This window comes from Tibeticola sp. (genome assembly GCF_022759015.1).
Classification (GTDB): domain Bacteria; phylum Pseudomonadota; class Gammaproteobacteria; order Burkholderiales; family Burkholderiaceae_C; genus Tibeticola; species Tibeticola sediminis.
In genome coordinates, this window is record NZ_JAEMQB010000113.1 from 1 (window position 1) to 18,618 (window position 18,618).

Sequence of the window (18,618 nt, forward strand, 5' to 3'; positions counted from 1 at the left end):
CGTCAAAGCGGGCATGACCAATTCCCTCTCAGCCTCTCAGCCTCGGGCGAACCGCTGGCGCACCGCGCTCCAAGCCGCGGCCCACCAATGCCGCAGTCGGCCCCGCTGTTCGGCGACGCGGTCGGCAAACTCGTCCTCGAAACGGGCCGGTGGCAACTCGAGCATGGCCTCGCTCTCGGAGCCGTCGCGCACCACCCGTGCGCCCGCACTTCGGGCAATGTGCAGCATGGGCGCGTTTTCCGACAGCGCGTGGATCAACATCCGCTGGGCCCCTTGCGTGCGCGCATGGACGACCGCGCGCTCGAACAGCCGCTTGCCCAGCCCCTGCCCTCGCGCCTCGGCGGCCACCGACACACCGTATTCGACCGCGAGCCCACCCGAGCGCTGGTACAGATACGCCAAGTGCGCCATCGCGATGATTTCGAGGTCGGGCCCTTCGACGCCATAGACCTCGTCACGCCCGAAATCAAGGCCCGCTACATACGCGCCGATGTGCGCGTCGGTCGCCGGATACCCGAAGCGCAGATACCGATCCTGCGCGCCGAGGGCCAGCAAGTGCCGCAGCAGCGCCGGTCGATCTTCTTCATGGAGCGCCCGGATCGGCCAAGCCGCGCGCGAAGGCGCCGGGGCCAGAGCATCGGCGACGTGGGGAGCTGCGGAAAGCAAAGGATCGGACATGGCGCAAGAATAAGGGAAAACCCTAGGTAGCGCGGCCTAATTCCCGAATCCAAGGCCGGAGAGGGGGATTTCGGCAGGCCCTTTGATCCGGTCGATGACGAAGCCCGTCTTGCAGTCCTGGACGCTCGGATGTCGCAACAGCGCGTCCATCATGAATCGCGAGTACGCCGCCATGTCCGGCACCACGAGTTTGAGCAAGACATCGACTTCCCCCGCCAAAGCCACGCACTCGACGACCTCGGGCCAAGCCGCGACGCTGGCCCGGAAAGCCTCCATCGGCGTGTGGGCCGCGGGCGCCGCCTGTTTTTCGAGACGCACCTGCACGTACGCCGTCAAGCCCAAGCCGAGCCGCTCGGCCCGCAGGAGGGCCGCGTAGCGCTCGATCACCCCCATCGCCTCGAGGCGGTGCACACGGCGCAAGACCGCACTGGCCGACAAACCCACGCGCGTGCCGAGGGTTTCAAAGGTGGCGCGTCCGTCGCGCTGGAGCCACTCCAGGATGGCCCGGTCCAGTCGGTCCGGCGGTTGAAACTCGCTCATGCAATCCATCTTACGGGAAGCGCGGCGCTGCGGGCTGGTCTTCGGCGAAGCCAACGACGGGCTGGTGCCGACATGCTCGGCGCGCCTGGGCACGCATCTCGGCGACACTGTTCGCGTACCAGGAGGAGCTCGATGCCAACCTGCTCGCACGGCTGGAACTGCTGCGACACCCCAATCTCGAGCCCGAAGCTCGGCAGCGCGCGCTTGCAGAGCTCGAAGCCGATCTTCCCGAGCCGTTGCGTGCAGGCCGCGCCGAGTTGGTACGGCATCTGGAGGTGCTGTCGCTCGAACAATCGCTGCGCGCGCAGCGGGCCAGTCCGCCAGAGCGCTTCGAGCAACGCGCGGCAAGGTTTGGCGTCGAGGTCGCGACCCGATTGATGCGCCTGGACGAAGAAGAGCAGGACTGGAACCGGCGGCTCGATGCCTACGCAGCCGCCCTGCCGTCCGCACGCACCGAGCAGGAACGCGCCCGACTGCAGGAACATTGGTTTACGCCCGAGGAACGGCTGCGTCTGGAAGCGGCGCTCTCAGCGCGCAGCCAACATTGACCGCGCGCTTGCTGCAGGGGACGCGCAGCTTTCCTGCGTCACCACGCGCGTGCAGCCACAAGGACGCCGCCATCCTGTTCGCACTGCCGCCTACAGTACGAGGCGTACGCTGCGCCACAGACTGAGGAGTCGCCATGAATTCCGCCACACCCCTTGCCCCTGCCCCCCGCACCGACGCGTCCTGGGACAACCCCATGGGAACCGCCGGCTTCGAATTCATCGAGTTCGCGGCGCCCGACCCCCTGGCGATGGGTCAGTTGTTCGAGCGCATGGGTTTCGCACCGGTCGCGCGACACCGCCATAAGAACGTCACGCTCTACCGGCAGGGTGACATCAACTTCATCATCAACGCCGAAGCAGACTCCTTCGCCCAGCGCTTCGCCCGCCTGCACGGGCCCAGCATCTGCGCCATCGCGTTCCGGGTCGAAGACGCCAAGCGGGCCTACGAAAGAGCCCTCGACCTCGGCGCCTGGGGCTACGCGGGCCAAGCCGGGCCGGGCGAACTCAACATCCCCGCCATCAAGGGCATCGGTGACAGCCTGATCTACCTCGTCGATCGCTGGCGCGGCAAAGGTGGCGCCCAACCGGGCGACATCGGCAACATCGGCTTTTACGACGTCGATTTCGAGCCCCTGCCCGGGACGCACGGCGCGCAAGCGCTGTCGCCGCGCGGCCACGGCCTCACGCACATCGACCACCTCACCCACAACGTCCATCGCGGCCGCATGGCCGAATGGGCCGAGTTCTACGAGCGGATTTTCAATTTCCGGGAAGTCCGCTATTTCGATCTCGAGGGTCAAAAGACCGGAATCAAGAGCCGCGCGATGACCAGCCCCTGCGGCAAGATCCGCATCCCCATCAATGAGGAAGGGAACGACACCCCGGGGCAGGTGCAGGAATACCTCGACCGTTACCACGGCGAAGGCATCCAACATGTCGCGCTGGCCAGCGACGACCTCTATGCCTCGGTCGATGCGCTGCAAATGCAGGGCATCCGGCTGCTCGAGACGAGCGAAACCTATTACGAACTCCTCGAGCGGCGCATCCCGAACCACGGCGAGGACCTGCAAGCCCTGCGCCAGCGCAACATCCTCGTCGACGGGCAACGCGGCGCCCTTTTGTTGCAGATCTTCAGCGAAAACCTGCTCGGCCCGATCTTCTTCGAATTCATCCAGCGCAAAGGCAACGAGGGCTTCGGCGAAGGAAACTTCAAAGCCCTGTTCGAAACCATGGAACTCGACCAAATCCGCCGCGGTGTGCTGGCGCCAGACACCCCTTCGTCCTGAGCGATGGCCGCCGCTGGCGGGCCAGGCTCGTCTCGGGGGCCGTACACTCCAGGTCCATGCATGCCGCTGAGCAGATCCGCGCCGCCATCGCGGGCGTCATGAGCCTGCGCGAGGCGCACGTCCTGTCCCCAGCGCTCGGGGAGGCCATCCACGCCATCAAAGGCCTGCAGGCCCGGCGTTTTGCCCACACCTATGCCGACCTTGCCGCCGACCCTGTCTACGCGCCCGCAGTCTCATTTTTCTTGACCGAGCTCTACGCCGCCCGTGACTTCCGGGAGCGTGATCTCCAGTTTGGGCGCATCGCCGGCGCGCTGGAGCGGTGGCTGCCGCCCGCGGCCACCGAAACCGCCGTCGCACTGGCCGAACTCCATGGCCTCAGCGAGCGACTCGACCACGAAATGGCCCTGGCGTGGTTACAACAATCGGACACCACCCCGGCCGCGGAACGCTACGTCGAAGCCTGGCGCCGCGTCAGCGCACCCCACGAGCGCGGGCACCAGCTCGAACTGGTACTCGCGCTGGGTCGCGAACTCATCGGCCTCACCCAGACGCCGGGCCTCCTGTTGCTGCTCAAAGCGATGCGCGGCCCCGCGAAAATGGCTGGTCTGGCTGCCTTGCAAAGCTTCCTGGAAACCGGCTTTCACACCTTCAAAGACCTCGCCTTGGTGCGGGGTCGCGCCGAGCGCTTCCTCGACGTCATCGAGCACCGGGAACGGGAATGGCTCACCCGTTTGTTCGAGTGGCCGAAGACCGAGGCCATTGCCGTGCTCATGCCCGCGATCCAGGCGACCGAAGCGCCAATACAGAATTGAAAAAGCCGACTCGAAGTCGGCTTTTGAATTTGGTTGCGCGAGGAGGATTTGAACCTCCGACCTTTGGGTTATGAGCCCAACGAGCTACCAGACTGCTCCATCGCGCGGTAGACGAATATTATATCACGCGCTGGCGTTCTCGGCAGACCCGGCGGCGGTTTCGGGACGATCCACCAGTTCCACCAAGGCCATCGGCGCGTTGTCGCCGACGCGGAAGCCCATCTTCAGGATGCGGGTGTAACCACCCGGACGAGCCTTGTAGCGCGGGCCCAGTTCATCGAACAGCTTGGTGACCATCTCGCGGTTCCGAAGCCGGCTGAAGGCCAAGCGGCGGTTCGCAACGCTCGACTCCTTGGCCAAGGTGATCAGCGGCTCGACGACGCGGCGCAGTTCTTTGGCCTTCGGCACGGTCGTTTTGATGACTTCGTGCTCCAGCAGCGAGTTCATCATGTTCCGCAGCATCGCTTGGCGGTGCTCGGAAGTGCGGTTGAGTTTTCGGAGTCCGTGTCCGTGACGCATGTTTGATCCTTTCAATCGAGTGGTTTTATTTTCACCGCGGCCGTATCAGGTACCGCGACGCGCCCGGGCCTACGGCCCGGACGATTTCGACATCAACGCCGGTCCAGACCCGCAGGCGGCCAGTTTTCCAGCTTCATCCCCAAGGTCAGCCCGCGTGAGGCGAGCACTTCCTTGATTTCGTTGAGCGACTTGCGCCCAAGGTTCGGGGTCTTGAGCAGCTCATTCTCGGTGCGCTGAATCAAATCCCCGATGTAATAAATGTTCTCGGCCTTGAGGCAGTTCGCCGAGCGCACCGTCAGTTCCAGTTCGTCGACCGGACGCAGCAGAATTGGGTCGAATGCGGCCGAGGCGCTGCGCTGAGCCGGCGCTTCGAAGGCGCTGAGAGCGCCGCCCTCGAGCTGTGCAAACACCGCGAGTTGCTCGACCAGAATCTTGGCCGACGCGCGCACGGCGTCCTCTGCACTGATCGCGCCATTCGTCTCGATTTCCAGCACCAGACGATCGAGATCGGTACGTTGCTCGACGCGCGCACTCTCGACGGTGTAGCTGACCCGCTTGACCGGCGAAAACGAGGCATCCAACAACAGGCGCCCCATGACCTTCGGCGCTTCATCGCCGTAGCGACGCAGGTTGCCGGGGACGTAGCCGCGGCCCTTCTCGACCTTGATCTGCATGTCGAGTTTGCCACCCTGCGACAGGGTCGCAATGACCTGATCGGGATTGACGATTTCGACGTCGTGCGGGGTTTGGATGTCGGCTGCGGTCACCACGCCTTCGGTGTCCTTGCGCAGACTCAAGGTCACCTCATCGCGGTTGTGGAGCTTGAACACCACGCCTTTGAGGTTCAACAGGATGTTGACCACATCCTCTTGCACCCCGTCGATCGACGAGTACTCGTGCAGCACGCCCGCAATCGTCACTTCGGTCGGGGCGTAGCCCACCATCGACGACAGCAACACGCGACGCAAGGCATTGCCCAGCGTGTGGCCATAGCCCCGCTCGAAAGGTTCGAGCGTGACTTTGGCGCGATGGCCGCCGAGCTGCTCGACGTTGATCGTTTTGGGCTTCAGCAAATTGGTTTGCATTCAATCTTCCTCTCAATACCCCCGGCTCGTTACACCGGTAAGGCTGACTAACACGCACAGGGCCAAGGCATGCGCCAGGGCCCTGTGCAACCGGATCGGTTGAACGCGAGGATCAACGCGAATACAACTCGACGATCAGCGATTCGTTGATGTCGGCACCGAACTCATCGCGGTCCGGCACCTTCTTGAAAACACCTTGGGCCTTCGCGACATCGACTTCCACCCAGGCCGGGAGGCCGACTTGCTGCGCGAGCTGCAGTGCCTCGACGACACGCGTCTGCTTGGCGGCTTTTTCGCGCACCGCAATCACGTCGCCGGGCTTGACCATGTACGACGGGATGTTGACCGTCTGACCGTTGACCGAAATGGCCTTGTGCGAGACCAGCTGCCGAGCCTCGGCTCGCGTCGAGCCAAAGCCCATGCGGTAGACGACGTTGTCGAGACGGCTCTCGAGCAGCTGCAACAGGTTCGAACCCGTGTTGCCCCGGCGGCGGTCTGCTTCGGCGAAATAGCGGCGGAACTGCCGTTCCAGGACGCCATACATGCGCTTGACTTTTTGCTTCTCGCGCAACTGCCGCCCGAAGTCCGAAGTCCGCTGCCCCGAAGTACGGCCGTGCTGACCGGGCTTGGAATCGAACTTGCACTTATCCCCGATCGAGCGACGCGCGCTCTTGAGGAACAGATCGGCGCCTTCGCGCCGGGAAAGTTTGCCCTTAGGACCAATGAAACGTGCCACTTGCTTTTCCTTTGTTCATCTGCCGCGACGACAGCCGCGGGAGCCAGGCCCGATCGGACCTGGCGGTGGACTTGTGTGAAGAATCAAATCCGGCGCCGCTTCTGCGGACGGCAGCCGTTGTGCGGGATCGGCGTCACGTCGGAAATCGAGGAAATCCGGATCCCGAGTGCGGCCAGGGCGCGAACCGAAGACTCGCGGCCAGGACCGGGACCCTTGATCTCGACGTCGAGATTCTTGATGCCCTGCTCCATCGCGGCGCGTCCAGCCACTTCCGATGCCACCTGGGCGGCAAAGGGCGTGGACTTCCGCGACCCTTTGAAGCCCTGACCACCGGAAGATGCCCAGGACAAAGCGTTGCCCTGGCGATCGGTGATGGTGATGATCGTGTTGTTGAAGGATGCGTGCACGTGCGCGATGCCATCCGCAACGTTCTTGCGAACCTTTTTGCGAACCCGAGCCGCCGCGCTGCTGGAGGGGGATTTAGCCATGATTGCCTTTCAAACCGAATTACTTCTTGAGTGCAGCGGCGCCCTTGCGCGGACCCTTGCGCGTCCGGGCGTTGGTGCGCGTGCGCTGGCCGCGAACCGGCAGGCCGCGGCGATGACGGAAACCGCGATAGCAGCCGATGTCCATCAAACGCTTGATGTTCATCGTCGTTTCGCGGCGCAGATCCCCTTCGATGGTGAACTGCGAAACCTGATCGCGGATCTTTTCGATTTCAGCGTCGGTCAGATCTTTGATCTTCTTCGAGTAGGCGACGCCGGCGGCGTCGCAGATTTTCCGCGCACGGGTGCGGCCGATGCCATAGATGGCCGTCAGACCGATTTCGGCGTGCTTGTGCGGCGGGATGTTGATACCAGCAATACGTGCCATGTTCGTCCTTCAATGCCTAATGATCAGCCTTGGCGCTGCTTATGACGCGGATCCGAGCAGATGACTCGCACCACGCCTTTGCGCTTGATGATCTTGCAGTTGCGGCAAATTTTCTTCACCGAAGCCGAAACTCTCATTTTCTTCTCCTAGAACCTTCAAATTGAATCTGCGGCACCTCAACGGGCCCTGAACACGATGCGCGCCCGCGACAAGTCATATGGCGTGAGCTCCACGGTGACCTTGTCTCCCGGAAGGATACGGATGTAGTGCATCCGCATCTTGCCCGAAATGTGCGCCAGCACCACATGGCCATTTTCCAACTTCACTCGGAACGTGGCGTTCGGGAGGTTCTCAATGACCTCCCCCTGCATCTGGATGACGTCGTCCTTCGCCATACGCGCTTCAACCACCGAGCGATGTTTTGAAATTAGCCTTCTTGAGCAAGGACTCGTACTGCTGCGACATCAGGTAGTTTTGAACTTGGGCCATGAAGTCCATCGTCACCACGACGATGATCAGGAGCGAAGTCCCACCAAAATAGAACGGCACGTTGTACTTGAGGATCAAAAATTCTGGCAACAGGCAGACGAAGGTGATGTAAATCGCCCCCGCCAGCGTCAATCGGGCCAGGATCTTGTCGATGTACTTGGCCGTTTGCTCGCCCGGCCGAATCCCAGGAACGAAGGCGCCGCTCTTCTTGAGGTTGTCTGCGGTCTCGCGGCTGTTGAACACCAACGCCGTGTAGAAGAAGCAGAAAAACACGATCGCGGCCGCATAGAGCGTCACATACACCGGCTGTCCGGGCGCCAGCGCCGCAGCGATGTCTTTCAGCCACCGCATCGACTCGCCCGCGCTGAACCACTTCACCACCGTGGCCGGCAACAAAATGATCGACGAAGCAAAAATCGGCGGAATCACACCGGCCATATTGAGCTTCAGCGGTAGGTGAGACGCCTGCCCCCCATAAACACGATTGCCCACCTGGCGGCGTGCGTAGTTCACGAGGATCTTGCGCTGGCCGCGTTCAACGAACACCACGAACCAGGTCACCAGGAAAACAATTGCGACGATGAAGATGGCCGCAAGGATGCTCATCGCACCGGTTCGGACCAATTCCAGCAAGCCCCCGATCGCGTTCGGCAAGCCCGCAGCGATGCCAGCGAAGATCAGGATCGAGATACCGTTGCCCAACCCGCGCTCGGTGATCTGCTCGCCCAGCCACATCAGGAACATGGTCCCCGCCGTCAGGCTGACCACCGCAGTCAACCGAAACCCGAGCCCCGGGTCGATCACCAAGCCAGGCGACGCCTCGAGCGCGACCGCAATCCCGAAGGACTGAAACAGCGCCAACGCGAGCGTGCCGTAGCGGGTGTACTGCGTGATCTTGCGACGGCCGGCCTCGCCTTCTTTCTTGAGCTGCTCGAACGTGGGCACGACATAGGTCAACAGCTGCATGATGATCGATGCCGAGATGTACGGCATGATCCCCAACGCGAAGACCGTGAAACGCGACAGCGCGCCACCCGAGAACATGTTGAACAGGCTCAGGATGCCGCCCTGCTGCCCTTTGAACAGCTGCGCCAGCTGATCGGGATTGATCCCGGGGACCGGAATGTGCGCACCGATCCGGTAGACCACGAGGGCCAGCAACAGGAAAACCAAACGACGACGAAGATCGCCGTACTTGCCGGTTTTCGCGAGCTGTGCGGAAGAAGTCGCCACGATGGAGCCGATCCCGATTAGGCGACCTGACCGCCGGCAGCTTCGATCGCCGCCTTGGCACCCGCAGTGGCGCCGATGCCGATCAATTTCACCGGACGAGTGACCGTGCCGGACTTGATCACCTTGACAACCTTAGCGATGGCGTTGACGGCACCTGCCTGCTTGAGGGCGAGCATGTCCACCTCGTCCAGGCCGAGTCGTTCGAGCGTCGTGAGCGTGACCTCAGCATTGAACTTCAGCGATTGCGACTTGAAGCCACGCTTGGGGAGCCGACGCTGCAGCGGCATCTGACCGCCTTCGAAGCCGACTTTGTGATAGCCGCCCGCGCGGGACTTTTGCCCCTTGTGGCCGCGGCCAGCGGTCTTGCCCAGGCCGGAGCCGATACCGCGGCCCACGCGACGCTTGGCGTGACGCGCGCCCTCGGCGGGCTTGATGCTATTGAGTTCCATGTTCAGCCTCTCAAAGAACCTTGACCAGATAGCTGATCTTGTTGATCATCCCGCGCACTTCGGGGGTGTCCTTGAGCTCGCGAACGCTGTTGAGGCGGCGCAGACCCAGACCCCGAACCGTCGCGCGGTGCGACTCTTTGCAGCCGATGGGGCTGCGCACGAGCTGCACCTTCACGGTTTGTTGTGTCGTCGTCATTTTTCGTATCCCCTCGTGTTCAGGCGAACAGGTCTTCGACCGACTTGCCGCGCTTGGCCGCCACCTTGGACGGGGTGCTGCAGTGGCGGAGCGCGTCGAGCGTGGCGCGAACCATGTTGTAAGGGTTGGAAGAGCCGTGGCTCTTGGCCACGATGTCGGTAATCCCCATCACTTCGAAGACGGCGCGCATCGGGCCGCCCGCGATGATGCCCGTACCCTTGGGGGCCGGCACCATCATGACTTTGGCAGCGCCGTGCTGGCCAAACACCGTGTGATGGATCGTCCCGTTGCGAAGCTCGATCTTCTTGAGGTTGCGGCGCGCCTCTTCCATCGCTTTCTGCACGGCGACAGGCACTTCTTTCGACTTGCCTTTGCCCATGCCAACGCCGCCATCGCCATCACCCACGACGGTCAAGGCCGCGAAGCCGAGAATACGGCCGCCCTTGACGACTTTGGTGACGCGGTTGACCGCGATCATCTTCTCGCGCAACCCATCCTCGGGACCGTCGCCTTGGGTTCTCGCCTGAAATTTAGTAGCCATTGCTGTATCCCATCCGTTAGAACTGCAGACCGGCTTCGCGAGCCGCTTCAGCCAAAGCCTTCACGCGACCGTGATAGGCAAAGCCGCTGCGGTCGAAGGCAACCTTTTCGATCCCGGCGGCCTTGGCCTTCTCGGCGATGCGCTTGCCAATCAAGGCGGCTGCGTTGGTGGTTGCACCCTTGCCGCCGGCTCCGATTTCGGCGCGAACTTCCGGCTCGACGGTGGATGCCGAAGCCAGGACACGCTTGCCGTCGCCGGAGATGACGCTGGCGTACATGTGCAGATTGGTCCGATTGACGGTCAGTCGAGCCACACCCTGCTCCGCAATGCGGATGCGGGTCTGACGCGCACGGCGAAGACGTTGCTCTTTTTTGGTCAACATGGTGCCGCTCCTTATTTCTTCTTCGTCTCTTTGATGACGATCTTCTCATCCGCGTAACGGATGCCCTTGCCCTTGTAGGGCTCGGGGGGACGGATCGCGCGAATCTCGGCGGCAATTTGGCCGACGCGTTGACGGTCCGCGCCCTTGATCACGATCTCGGTCGGAGCCGGCGTCGCCACCGTGATGCCCTCGGGCATCAGCTTGTCGACCGGGTGCGAGAAGCCCACGGACAGGTTAAGCTTGTTGCCTTGCGCCTGCGCCTTGTAGCCCACGCCCACGAGGCTGAGCTTTTTCTCGAAGCCTTTGCTGACGCCGACGACCATGTTGTTCACGAGCTGACGCATCGTGCCGCTCATCGCATCGGCTTCGCGCGAAGCATTCGCCGGCGCGAAGGTGATCTTTCCGGCCTCGAGCTGGATACGAACCAGCGGATGGCAGGCCAGGCTCAGGGTGCCGCCAGCGCCCTTGACGCTGACGACCTCCGGGTTCACGGTCACGTCCACACCTGCGGGAACGGTGACCGGCATTTTTGCTACACGGGACATTTCTATTCCTTCCGGGAGTCCGCGATCAGGCGACGTAACAAAGAACTTCGCCGCCGACGCCGGTGGCGCGCGCTTTGCGATCGGTCATGACGCCTTTGGGGGTCGTGACGATGGCAACACCCAGACCGTTCATCACGGAGGGGATCTCGTCGCGGCCTTTGTAGACGCGCAGCCCAGGACGGCTGACGCGCTCGATGCGCTCGATGACGGGCTTGCCGTCGTAGTACTTGAGGGCGATTTCGAGCTCGGCTTTGCCGCCTTCGCTCTTGACCTTGTAGTCCTCGATATAGCCTTCGTCCTTGAGAACCTTGGCAATCGCCACTTTCACTTTGGAAGAAGGAATCTGGACCGTCGCCTTCGACACCATCTGCGCATTGCGGATGCGGGTCAACAGGTCGGCAATGGGATCACTCATGCTCATGTCAAATCTCCTGCCGTTTACCAGCTAGCCTTGATGACGCCCGGGATGTCGCCCGCGAACGCGAGCTCACGGATCTTGGTGCGGGCAAGACCAAACTGGCGGAAGGTTCCGCGCGGCCGACCGGTGATGGCGCAACGATTGCGCTGACGCGTCGGGTTGGCGTTGCGCGGGAGCTTCTGCAGCTCGAGACGTGCGGCGGCACGCTCTTCTTCGCTGCGCTTGGCGTCGCCGGCAATGGCTTTGAGTTCCGCGTACTTTTTGGCGTACTTGGCGACCAGTTTTTCTCGTTTGAGCTCGCGCTCAATCAGTGCTTTCTTTGCCACGGGTCACCTCAGTTCTTGAACGGGAAACGGAAGCCAGACAACAGCGCCTTGCACTCGTCGTCGCTTTTCGCGGTGGTCGTGATGCTGATGTTCAGCCCGCGCAGCGCGTCGACCTTGTCGTATTCGATCTCGGGGAAGATGATCTGCTCTTTGACCCCGATGTTGTAGTTGCCCCGACCGTCGAAAGCACGGCCGGAAATACCGCGGAAGTCACGCACACGCGGCAGCGCAATCGTGACGAAGCGGTCGAGGAATTCATACATGCGCACGCCACGCAGGGTCACCATGCAGCCGATCGGCTGACCTTCGCGGATCTTGAAGCCGGCGATGGCCTTGCGCGCCTTGGTCACGACGGGCTTCTGACCGGCGATCTTCGCCAGATCGTTGACCGCGTTGTCCATGACCTTCTTGTCGGCAACCGCTTCACCCACACCCATGTTGAGCGTGATCTTGGTGATGCGAGGCACTTCCATCGGCGACTTGTAGCCAAACTTGGCCATCAGTTCCGGAGCGATTTTTTCGCGATAGAGCTTTTGCAGTCGTGCCATGATCATGCCGCCTTGATTTCTTCGCCCGTGGACTTGAAGACACGCACACGCGAGCCGTCGGGCAGAGTCTTGATACCGACACGGTCAGCCTTGCCCGTGGCAGCGTTGTAGATCGCCACATTGGACTGGTGGATCGGCATGGCTTTTTCGACGATGCCGCCAACCGTGCCCTTGAGCGGGTTCGGCTTGACGTGCTTCTTGACGAGGTTCACGCCCTCGATCAGCAGATGCGAGTCGTCGACGCGGGACGTCACGGTTCCACGCTTGCCCTTGTCGCGCCCGGCGATGACGATCACCTGGTCGCCCTTACGAATCTTGTTCATGGTGCGCCCTTACAGAACTTCGGGAGCCAGGGAGACGATCTTCATGAACTTCTCGGTCCGCAGTTCACGCGTGACCGGGCCGAAGATGCGGGTCCCGATAGGCTCGAGTTTGGCATTGAGCAACACAGCTGCGTTGCCGTCGAATTTCACCAGGGAGCCGTCGTTGCGACGGATGCCCTTGGCGGTGCGCACCACGACGGCGTTGTAGATCTCGCCTTTTTTGACGCGCCCACGCGGAGCCGCCTCTTTGATGCTCACCTTGATGATGTCGCCAACACTGGCGTAGCGCCGCTTCGAACCGCCCAGCACCTTGATGCAAAGGACGGACTTGGCGCCCGTGTTGTCGGCCACGTCTAACCGGGTTTCAGTCTGGATCATGTTGATATTCCCAACTTGTACCTGTTGCGCCCCTGGGGACGCGCCAGATCAGTCTTGGGCCCGTCGTCCACACCCCGAACCACTCGAGGTGTTTGTGCTGGGCAGATGTTTGTTCGCCAATAAAGCGAAGCCGCATATTATGGCACCAAAAAAGAAGTGGGTCAAACATTCGGATCGTTGTAGCCCCGAAGAGTCGGCTCGGAGCGGGCGCATCGGCCCTCGCGCACCCGCCCGGCGCGGCGGGAAGTTGCGAAAATGTCCGCATGAATACGCCCAACACCTCTCTCCCCGAGCCGATTGCCTTCATTGGTGGCGGCAACATGGCCAGCGCGATCCTGGGTGGTTTGTGCCGCCGCGGACTGCGCCCGGATGCCTTGCTCGTCGTCGAGCCGCACGCGGCCGCGCGCGAGCAGCTCGAGGCACGCTTCGGCGTGCGCACGCTCGCGCAAGCTGGCCCCGAGCTCGCGCGCGCCTCGCTGATGGTCTGGGCGATCAAGCCTCAGGTGTTCGCGCAGGCCGCAGCCGCCGCCGCGCCCTGGGCTGCAACCGCTTTACATCTGAGTGTGGCCGCAGGCATCCGGACCGAGAGCATCGGCCGATGGCTGGACAGCGAGCGCATCGTGCGCGCCATGCCCAACACGCCGGCGCTCATCGGCCAAGGCATTTCGGGTTTGTATGCCCGAGCAGCAGTGACGGCGGACGAACGTCGGTTGGTCGAGTCGGTGCTCGAAGCCACGGGCGCCTGTCTGTGGGTGGATGAAGAAGCTCAACTGGACGCGGTGACCGCCCTGTCGGGCTCCGGCCCGGCTTATGTGTTCTATTTCCTGGAGGCGATGCGCGAGGCCGGCGCCCAGATGGGGCTGAGTGCCGAGCAGGCCTACCGGCTCGCCATCGCGACCTTCAGCGGCGCGGCCGCGCTGGCGCAAGCCAGCGAGGAAAGCCCCGAAACCTTGCGCGAGCGCGTGACCTCCAAGGGCGGAACGACGCATGCCGCGTTGACGGCGCTCGAGCAGGCGGGCGTGAAGACGGCGTTCATCCAAGCCCTGCTCGCCGCGCACGAGCGCGCGCGCGAGCTGGGCGACGCGTTTGGCGGCTAAGGCAACGCTCCGCCAGCCACTCGGGCACCACGTGACGCGCGAGGGGCTGGTTAACGGAAAGCGCGCTGCAGCACGAGGCCCGCGAACAGGGTGAACCCGAGCCAGTGATTGAGCCGAAACGCCCGGAAGGCGCCGGCCGGGTCGCGGCGACGGATGAGGACGATGTGCCAGGCGACTTGGGCCAGCGCCACCCCGGCCACTATGAAAAATAGAGCATCCCGAGCCCAAATTTCGCCGGGGTAGAGCCAAAAATAAAGGTAAATCAGGTAAAAGGCCGCGATCGCGGGGACGTCCCAGCGGCCGAGCGTGATGGCCGAGGTCTGGATGCCGATTTTGAGGTCATCCTCGCGGTCGACGATGGCGTACTCGGTGTCATAGGCCAGCACCCAGAACAGATTGCCCGCCAGCAGCCACCAGGCCAACGGCGGCACCTGGCCCTGCACCGCGGCAAAAGCCATGGGAATGCCAAAGCTGAACGCCACGCCGAGGACCGCTTGCGGCATCGATACGAAGCGCTTGGCATAGGGATAAACCACGCTGATCGCGAGCGCGAAAAACGACCAGGCAACGGCTGCGCGGTTGGTGGTGAGCACCAAGCCAAACGCCAGCAGCGCCAGCACCGCGCCCACGGCCAGGGCCTCGCGCACATCGATGCGGCCGCTGGTGACCGGCCGAGCGGCCGTGCGCCGCACATGGCGGTCGAAGTTGCGGTCGGCCACATCGTTGATGCAGCAGCCCGCGCTGCGCATGAGGATGGTTCCGAGCGTGAACACCGCCAGCAAATGCCAGCCGGGAAAGCCATCGGCCGCGATCCACAGCGCGCTCAGCGTGGGCCACAGCAACAGCAGCCAACCCGCGGGGCGGTCCCAGCGGATCAGATCGAGGTACAGCGGCAAGCGATCTCGGAGGCGGAACACGTCGGTGGACATCGGGTGGGTGGGTGGACAGGGCGCGAGGCGAGGGTCAACTGCCGGATTTAGGCTGAGGACAACCGGGTCACGCCCGGCAGCTCGCAGGCGTAGACCGCATTGCGCAGCGCGGCAATGGCCTCGTAACGCGGGAAGCTGCGGCGCCAAGCGAGCACGACCCGGCGCGAGGGGGATGCTGCGCCATCAGCATCGACCACAGGCAGGTAACGCACGAAGCCTTCGGCTTTCTTGCCGCGCTTGGGCGCACACAAGGCTTCGGCGGGCACCGACAGACGCGGCACGAGCGTGACACCCATGCCCGCGGCGACCATGTGCTTGATGGTTTCGATGGACGAGCCTTCGAAGCTCTTCTGGATGCCCTGCGCATGGCTGGAATAGCGCGCGAATTCGGGGCAGACTTCCAAGACATGGTCGCGAAAGCAATGGCCGTTGCCGAGCAGCAACAAGGTCTCATCCTTGAGCTGCTGCGAGGTGACCGAGCTCTGCGTCGCCAGCGGATGACTCAAAGGCACCGCGGCATAAAACGGCTCGTCGTACAAGGGCGCGATGGCCAGCCCGGTGTCGGGGAACGGCTCGGCCATGATCGCGCAGTCGAGCTCGCCGGTGCGCAGCATTTCCAGCAAGCGCGCGGTGAAGTTCTCCTGCAGCATCAGCGGCATCTGCGGCGTCGCAAGAATGATCTGACGCACGAGGTCGGGCAGCAGGTAGGGGCCGATGGTGTAGATGACGCCGAGCTTGAGCGGCCCGGCGAGCGGGTCTTTGCCGCGCCGCGCGATTTCGCGGATCTCGGCCGCCTGCTCGAGCACGACCTGCGCCTGGCGCACGATCTCGGCCCCGAGCGGCGTCACCGTGACTTCCGTGGCCGAGCGCTCGAAGAGCTTGCATTCGAGCTCGTCTTCGAGCTTCTTGATCGCCACCGACAGCGTCGGCTGCGAGACGAAACAGGCTTCGGCCGCACGACCGAAATGCTTCTCGCGCGCGACGGCAACGATGTATTTGAGTTCGGTCAGTGTCATCGCGGACAGCAGCGTTTCAGGCTTTGAGAAAGTCGGATTTTCCCCCGAGCCAGCGCGCCACGTGACGCGCGGCCAAATCGGGGTGGCGTTCGAGCAATTGCGGTGCCACCCGCCGCGCCCATTCGAGCAGCGCCGCGTCGGCGGTGAGGTCGGCAAAACGCAACAGCGGCGTGCCCGACTGGCGCGCGCCGAGGAACTCGCCGGGGCCACGAATGGCGAGGTCGCGCCGTGCGATTTCAAAGCCGTCGTGTGTCTCGACCATGGCGCGCAGCCGCTCCCGCGCCGTCTCGCCCAAACGCCCGCCCTCGGGTGCCTCATAGAGCAGCACGCAGGCCGAGGCGGCAGCACCCCGACCCACCCGGCCGCGCAACTGGTGCAACTGACTCAGGCCGAAGCGCTCGGCATGTTCGATGACCATGAGGCTGGCGTTGGGCACGTCCACGCCGACCTCGATGACGGTGGTGCTCACGAGCACGCCGACCTCGCCCGACGCAAACGCCGCCATCACCGCGCGCTTGTCGGCGGCCGGCATGCGCGAATGCAGCAAGGCCACCGTGACGCCCGGCAACGCGGCGGTCAGCTCGGCGTGTGTGGCGGTGGCATTGCGCAGGTCGAGCGCCTCACTCTCCTCGATGAGCGGGCACACCCAATAGACCTGGCGGCCCTGCGCGAGCTGGCCGCGGATGCGCTCGACCACCTCGCCGCGCCGCGCGTTGGAGAGCACGCGCGTGAGCACCGGCGTGCGCCCCGGCGGCAGCTCGTCGAGCGTGGAGACATCGAGGTCGGCGTAGTAGCTCATGGCCAGCGTGCGCGGAATCGGCGTCGCCGACATCATCAGCAAATGCGGCTCGAAGCCGTTGGCGGCCTGCTTGTCGCGCAAAGCCAGGCGCTGCGCGACGCCAAAGCGGTGCTGCTCGTCGATGATGGCCAAGCCCAGCCGCGCAAACTGGACCTGCGCCTGTATGACCGCATGCGTGCCCACGACCAGGGCCGCCTGGCCCGAGGCGATGCGCGCGAGCGCCGCGGTACGCTCGGCCTTCTTCTGGCTGCCGGTGAGCCAGGCCACCTCGACGCCCAGCGGCGCCAGCCAAGCCACGAGCTTGCCGAAGTGCTGCTCGGCGAGCAACTCGGTCGGCGCCATCAGCGCGCATTGCCAACCCGCATCGATCGCGACCGCAGCCGCCAGCGCCGCGACCACCGTCTTGCCCGAGCCCACATCCCCCTGCAGCAGCCGGTGCATGGGCCGCTCGCGCGCGAGATCGGCCGCGACTTCGGCCACGACCCGGTTTTGCGCACCGGTCAGCGCGAACGGCAGCGCGGCGAGCAAACGCTCGGGCAGCGCCTGTGGGCCAGGCGCCGACACCAGCACCGGCGCGCGTAGGCGTGCACGTTCGCGCCGCGCCTGGGCCTGCGCGAGCTGCTGCGCGAGCAGTTCCTCGGCCTTGAGGCGCTGCCAGGCCGGATGCTGCCGGTCTTCGAGCGTCTGCGGGCACTCCGTGGGCGGCGGTTGATGCAAAAAAGTGAGCGCCAGGCGCCCATTCCACGCCGGGGAAAGCAGGTTTTGATCCAAAAACTCGGGCGGAATGGTCTCGGAGAGGTCGGCGCGCTGCAGCGCCTGCGCAATGGCGCGACGCAAATAGGTTTGCGGCAAGCCCGCCACGGTGGGGTAGACCGGCGTGAGCGAGCTGGGCAGGGGCGACCCTGCGACCGACAGCGTCGGGTGCATGACCGTCAGGCCAAAGAGGCCGTGGCGCAGTTCGCCTCGCACCCGCACGCGCGCGCCGACTTCGAGCGCGCGGCGCGTCGTGGGATAGAAATGGAAGAAGCGCAGCTCGCAACGCGCACCGCCATCCTCCACGGTCGCAACCAGCTGGCGGCGGCCGCGGTTGACGACTTCGCAGGCCGTCACCGTGGCCTCGAACTGAACCACCTCGCCCACGCGGGCATCGACCAGCCGCACGAGGCGGGTCGCATCCTCCCATCGCAGTGGCAGGTGCAGCACCAGGTCCATGTCGCGCACCAGGCCGAGCTTGCGCATGGCCTTTTGCGGGCCGCTCAGCGCCGCGGGCTTCGCTGGCGGCGGTGCCGACGAAACCTCGGGTGCAGCGGGAGCGGACGCGCGTGCGACAGGCATGGGCGCATTGTCGCCCGAGGGACCTGTTCAGCGTTGCCCCAATTCAACCCATCCGAATCGGAATGCGGCGGCGTCCGAAGTGGCCGGCCTGGGTGTCGAAGCGGCCCGCGATGGCGGCGCCACAGTCGGGGCAGTGGCCGTCGGGCGTCAAGCGGTAGCTGCGAATCTCGTACCAGTCGCGCTCGATCAGAGCGGCATGGCACTGCGGGCAGTAGGTGGTGTCGCCTTCCGGGTCGTGCACGTTGCCGGTGTAGACGTAATGCAGGCCTTGCTCGAGCGCCATGCGGCGTGCGCGAAGCAGCGTCGCCGGTGGCGTGGGCGGCACGTCGGGCATTTTGAAGTCCGGGTGAAAGGCCGAAAAATGCAGCGGCACGTCGGGCCCGAGTTCGCGCGCGACCCATTTCGAAAGCGCGGTGAGCTCCGCATCCGAGTCGTTGTGCCCCGGAATCAAGAGCGTGGTGATTTCGAACCACACCGAGGTCTCGTGCTTGAGGTAGACGAGCGTATCGAGCACCGGCTGCAGATGCGCGCCCGTGA

General features: G+C 64.0%; 28 protein-coding genes and 1 tRNA gene. 4 read left to right on the forward strand and 25 right to left on the reverse strand.

Features of this window, described 5'->3' with window-relative positions; translation table 11 throughout:
- Positions 1-36 precede the first annotated feature (36 nt).
- Positions 37-678, reverse strand: coding sequence for a GNAT family N-acetyltransferase (locus tag JHC36_RS07070; RefSeq protein ID WP_287917631.1), 642 nt, complete (start codon positions 676-678; stop codon positions 37-39).
- Positions 679-714: 36 nt separating this feature from the next.
- Positions 715-1,218, reverse strand: coding sequence for an Lrp/AsnC family transcriptional regulator (locus JHC36_RS07075; RefSeq protein WP_287917632.1), 504 nt, complete (start codon positions 1,216-1,218; stop codon positions 715-717).
- Between the two features lie 158 nt (positions 1,219-1,376).
- On the opposite strand from JHC36_RS07075, the gene JHC36_RS07080 reads away from it, so the two are divergent.
- From JHC36_RS07080 to JHC36_RS07090, 3 genes are all read left to right on the forward strand, one after another.
- Complete coding sequence (locus JHC36_RS07080) at positions 1,377-1,766, forward strand: lipase secretion chaperone (protein ID WP_287917670.1); 390 nt, start codon at positions 1,377-1,379, stop codon at positions 1,764-1,766.
- A gap of 134 nt (positions 1,767-1,900) precedes the next feature.
- Positions 1,901-3,052, forward strand: coding sequence for a 4-hydroxyphenylpyruvate dioxygenase (hppD, locus tag JHC36_RS07085; protein ID WP_287917634.1), 1,152 nt, complete (start codon positions 1,901-1,903; stop codon positions 3,050-3,052).
- A gap of 56 nt (positions 3,053-3,108) precedes the next feature.
- Entirely contained in the window at positions 3,109-3,864 is a 756-nt protein-coding gene (locus JHC36_RS07090) for an FFLEELY motif protein (protein WP_287917637.1), read from the forward strand.
- Positions 3,865-3,894: 30 nt separating this feature from the next.
- Here JHC36_RS07090 and JHC36_RS07095 read toward each other — a convergent pair.
- The 19 genes from JHC36_RS07095 to rplN form a co-directional block, all read right to left on the reverse strand.
- Positions 3,895-3,971 (reverse strand) — tRNA-Met (locus tag JHC36_RS07095).
- A gap of 16 nt (positions 3,972-3,987) precedes the next feature.
- Positions 3,988-4,383 (reverse strand): 50S ribosomal protein L17, encoded by a 396-nt coding sequence (rplQ, locus tag JHC36_RS07100; protein ID WP_124222610.1) that lies wholly within the window; start codon positions 4,381-4,383, stop codon positions 3,988-3,990.
- Between the two features lie 92 nt (positions 4,384-4,475).
- Positions 4,476-5,468 (reverse strand): DNA-directed RNA polymerase subunit alpha, encoded by a 993-nt coding sequence (locus tag JHC36_RS07105; RefSeq protein WP_124222613.1) that lies wholly within the window; start codon positions 5,466-5,468, stop codon positions 4,476-4,478.
- A 112-nt stretch (positions 5,469-5,580) separates the two neighbouring features.
- On the reverse strand, positions 5,581-6,204 hold the full coding sequence (rpsD, locus tag JHC36_RS07110; protein ID WP_124222615.1) for a 30S ribosomal protein S4: 624 nt from the start codon (positions 6,202-6,204) through the stop codon (positions 5,581-5,583).
- Between the two features lie 83 nt (positions 6,205-6,287).
- Complete coding sequence (rpsK, locus tag JHC36_RS07115; RefSeq protein WP_124222616.1) at positions 6,288-6,692, reverse strand: 30S ribosomal protein S11; 405 nt, start codon at positions 6,690-6,692, stop codon at positions 6,288-6,290.
- A 19-nt stretch (positions 6,693-6,711) separates the two neighbouring features.
- A complete protein-coding gene (rpsM, locus tag JHC36_RS07120) occupies positions 6,712-7,077 on the reverse strand; it encodes a 30S ribosomal protein S13 (RefSeq protein WP_124222618.1) in 366 nt (121 codons plus the stop codon).
- A 23-nt stretch (positions 7,078-7,100) separates the two neighbouring features.
- Entirely contained in the window at positions 7,101-7,214 is a 114-nt protein-coding gene (gene rpmJ / locus JHC36_RS07125; protein ID WP_124222621.1) for a 50S ribosomal protein L36, read from the reverse strand.
- A gap of 39 nt (positions 7,215-7,253) precedes the next feature.
- Positions 7,254-7,472, reverse strand: a complete 219-nt coding sequence (gene infA, locus JHC36_RS07130) for a translation initiation factor IF-1 (RefSeq protein WP_124222623.1) — start codon at positions 7,470-7,472, stop codon at positions 7,254-7,256.
- A gap of 7 nt (positions 7,473-7,479) precedes the next feature.
- Positions 7,480-8,799 carry a preprotein translocase subunit SecY gene (gene secY / locus JHC36_RS07135; protein WP_287917645.1) on the reverse strand — a complete coding sequence of 440 codons (1,320 nt, stop codon included), beginning with the start codon at positions 8,797-8,799 and terminating at the stop codon, positions 7,480-7,482.
- Positions 8,800-8,816: 17 nt separating this feature from the next.
- Positions 8,817-9,248 carry a 50S ribosomal protein L15 gene (gene rplO / locus JHC36_RS07140; RefSeq protein ID WP_287917648.1) on the reverse strand — a complete coding sequence of 144 codons (432 nt, stop codon included), beginning with the start codon at positions 9,246-9,248 and terminating at the stop codon, positions 8,817-8,819.
- Between the two features lie 10 nt (positions 9,249-9,258).
- A complete protein-coding gene (gene rpmD, locus JHC36_RS07145) occupies positions 9,259-9,444 on the reverse strand; it encodes a 50S ribosomal protein L30 (RefSeq protein ID WP_124222627.1) in 186 nt (61 codons plus the stop codon).
- Positions 9,445-9,463: 19 nt separating this feature from the next.
- Positions 9,464-9,985 (reverse strand): 30S ribosomal protein S5, encoded by a 522-nt coding sequence (gene rpsE, locus JHC36_RS07150; protein ID WP_124222628.1) that lies wholly within the window; start codon positions 9,983-9,985, stop codon positions 9,464-9,466.
- A 16-nt stretch (positions 9,986-10,001) separates the two neighbouring features.
- On the reverse strand, positions 10,002-10,367 hold the full coding sequence (gene rplR / locus JHC36_RS07155) for a 50S ribosomal protein L18 (protein WP_124222629.1): 366 nt from the start codon (positions 10,365-10,367) through the stop codon (positions 10,002-10,004).
- Positions 10,368-10,378: 11 nt separating this feature from the next.
- Entirely contained in the window at positions 10,379-10,912 is a 534-nt protein-coding gene (gene rplF, locus JHC36_RS07160) for a 50S ribosomal protein L6 (RefSeq protein WP_124222630.1), read from the reverse strand.
- Between the two features lie 25 nt (positions 10,913-10,937).
- The gene (rpsH, locus tag JHC36_RS07165; protein ID WP_124222631.1) at positions 10,938-11,333 is read right to left on the reverse strand and encodes a 30S ribosomal protein S8; all 396 of its coding nucleotides are present in this window, start codon (positions 11,331-11,333) and stop codon (positions 10,938-10,940) included.
- A 17-nt stretch (positions 11,334-11,350) separates the two neighbouring features.
- The gene (gene rpsN, locus JHC36_RS07170) at positions 11,351-11,656 is read right to left on the reverse strand and encodes a 30S ribosomal protein S14 (RefSeq protein WP_124222632.1); all 306 of its coding nucleotides are present in this window, start codon (positions 11,654-11,656) and stop codon (positions 11,351-11,353) included.
- Between the two features lie 8 nt (positions 11,657-11,664).
- The gene (gene rplE / locus JHC36_RS07175; RefSeq protein WP_124222633.1) at positions 11,665-12,204 is read right to left on the reverse strand and encodes a 50S ribosomal protein L5; all 540 of its coding nucleotides are present in this window, start codon (positions 12,202-12,204) and stop codon (positions 11,665-11,667) included.
- 2 nt (positions 12,205-12,206) lie between these two features.
- The gene (rplX, locus tag JHC36_RS07180) at positions 12,207-12,527 is read right to left on the reverse strand and encodes a 50S ribosomal protein L24 (protein WP_124222634.1); all 321 of its coding nucleotides are present in this window, start codon (positions 12,525-12,527) and stop codon (positions 12,207-12,209) included.
- Between the two features lie 9 nt (positions 12,528-12,536).
- Positions 12,537-12,905 carry a 50S ribosomal protein L14 gene (gene rplN / locus JHC36_RS07185; RefSeq protein ID WP_124222635.1) on the reverse strand — a complete coding sequence of 123 codons (369 nt, stop codon included), beginning with the start codon at positions 12,903-12,905 and terminating at the stop codon, positions 12,537-12,539.
- Positions 12,906-13,168: 263 nt separating this feature from the next.
- Here rplN and proC point away from each other — a divergent pair, with 263 nt between their 5' ends.
- The gene (proC, locus tag JHC36_RS07190) at positions 13,169-14,002 is read left to right on the forward strand and encodes a pyrroline-5-carboxylate reductase (protein WP_287917657.1); all 834 of its coding nucleotides are present in this window, start codon (positions 13,169-13,171) and stop codon (positions 14,000-14,002) included.
- A gap of 50 nt (positions 14,003-14,052) precedes the next feature.
- Here the strand turns inward: proC and ubiA are convergent, their stop codons facing one another.
- From ubiA to amrS, 4 genes are all read right to left on the reverse strand, one after another.
- A complete protein-coding gene (gene ubiA, locus JHC36_RS07195) occupies positions 14,053-14,931 on the reverse strand; it encodes a 4-hydroxybenzoate octaprenyltransferase (RefSeq protein WP_124219106.1) in 879 nt (292 codons plus the stop codon).
- Between the two features lie 47 nt (positions 14,932-14,978).
- The gene (locus tag JHC36_RS07200) at positions 14,979-15,947 is read right to left on the reverse strand and encodes a LysR substrate-binding domain-containing protein (RefSeq protein ID WP_287917662.1); all 969 of its coding nucleotides are present in this window, start codon (positions 15,945-15,947) and stop codon (positions 14,979-14,981) included.
- Between the two features lie 16 nt (positions 15,948-15,963).
- On the reverse strand, positions 15,964-18,081 hold the full coding sequence (recG, locus tag JHC36_RS07205; protein WP_287917665.1) for an ATP-dependent DNA helicase RecG: 2,118 nt from the start codon (positions 18,079-18,081) through the stop codon (positions 15,964-15,966).
- Between the two features lie 43 nt (positions 18,082-18,124).
- The coding region (gene amrS / locus JHC36_RS07210) for an AmmeMemoRadiSam system radical SAM enzyme (RefSeq protein ID WP_287917668.1) at positions 18,125-18,618 on the reverse strand (494 nt) is incomplete at its 5' end.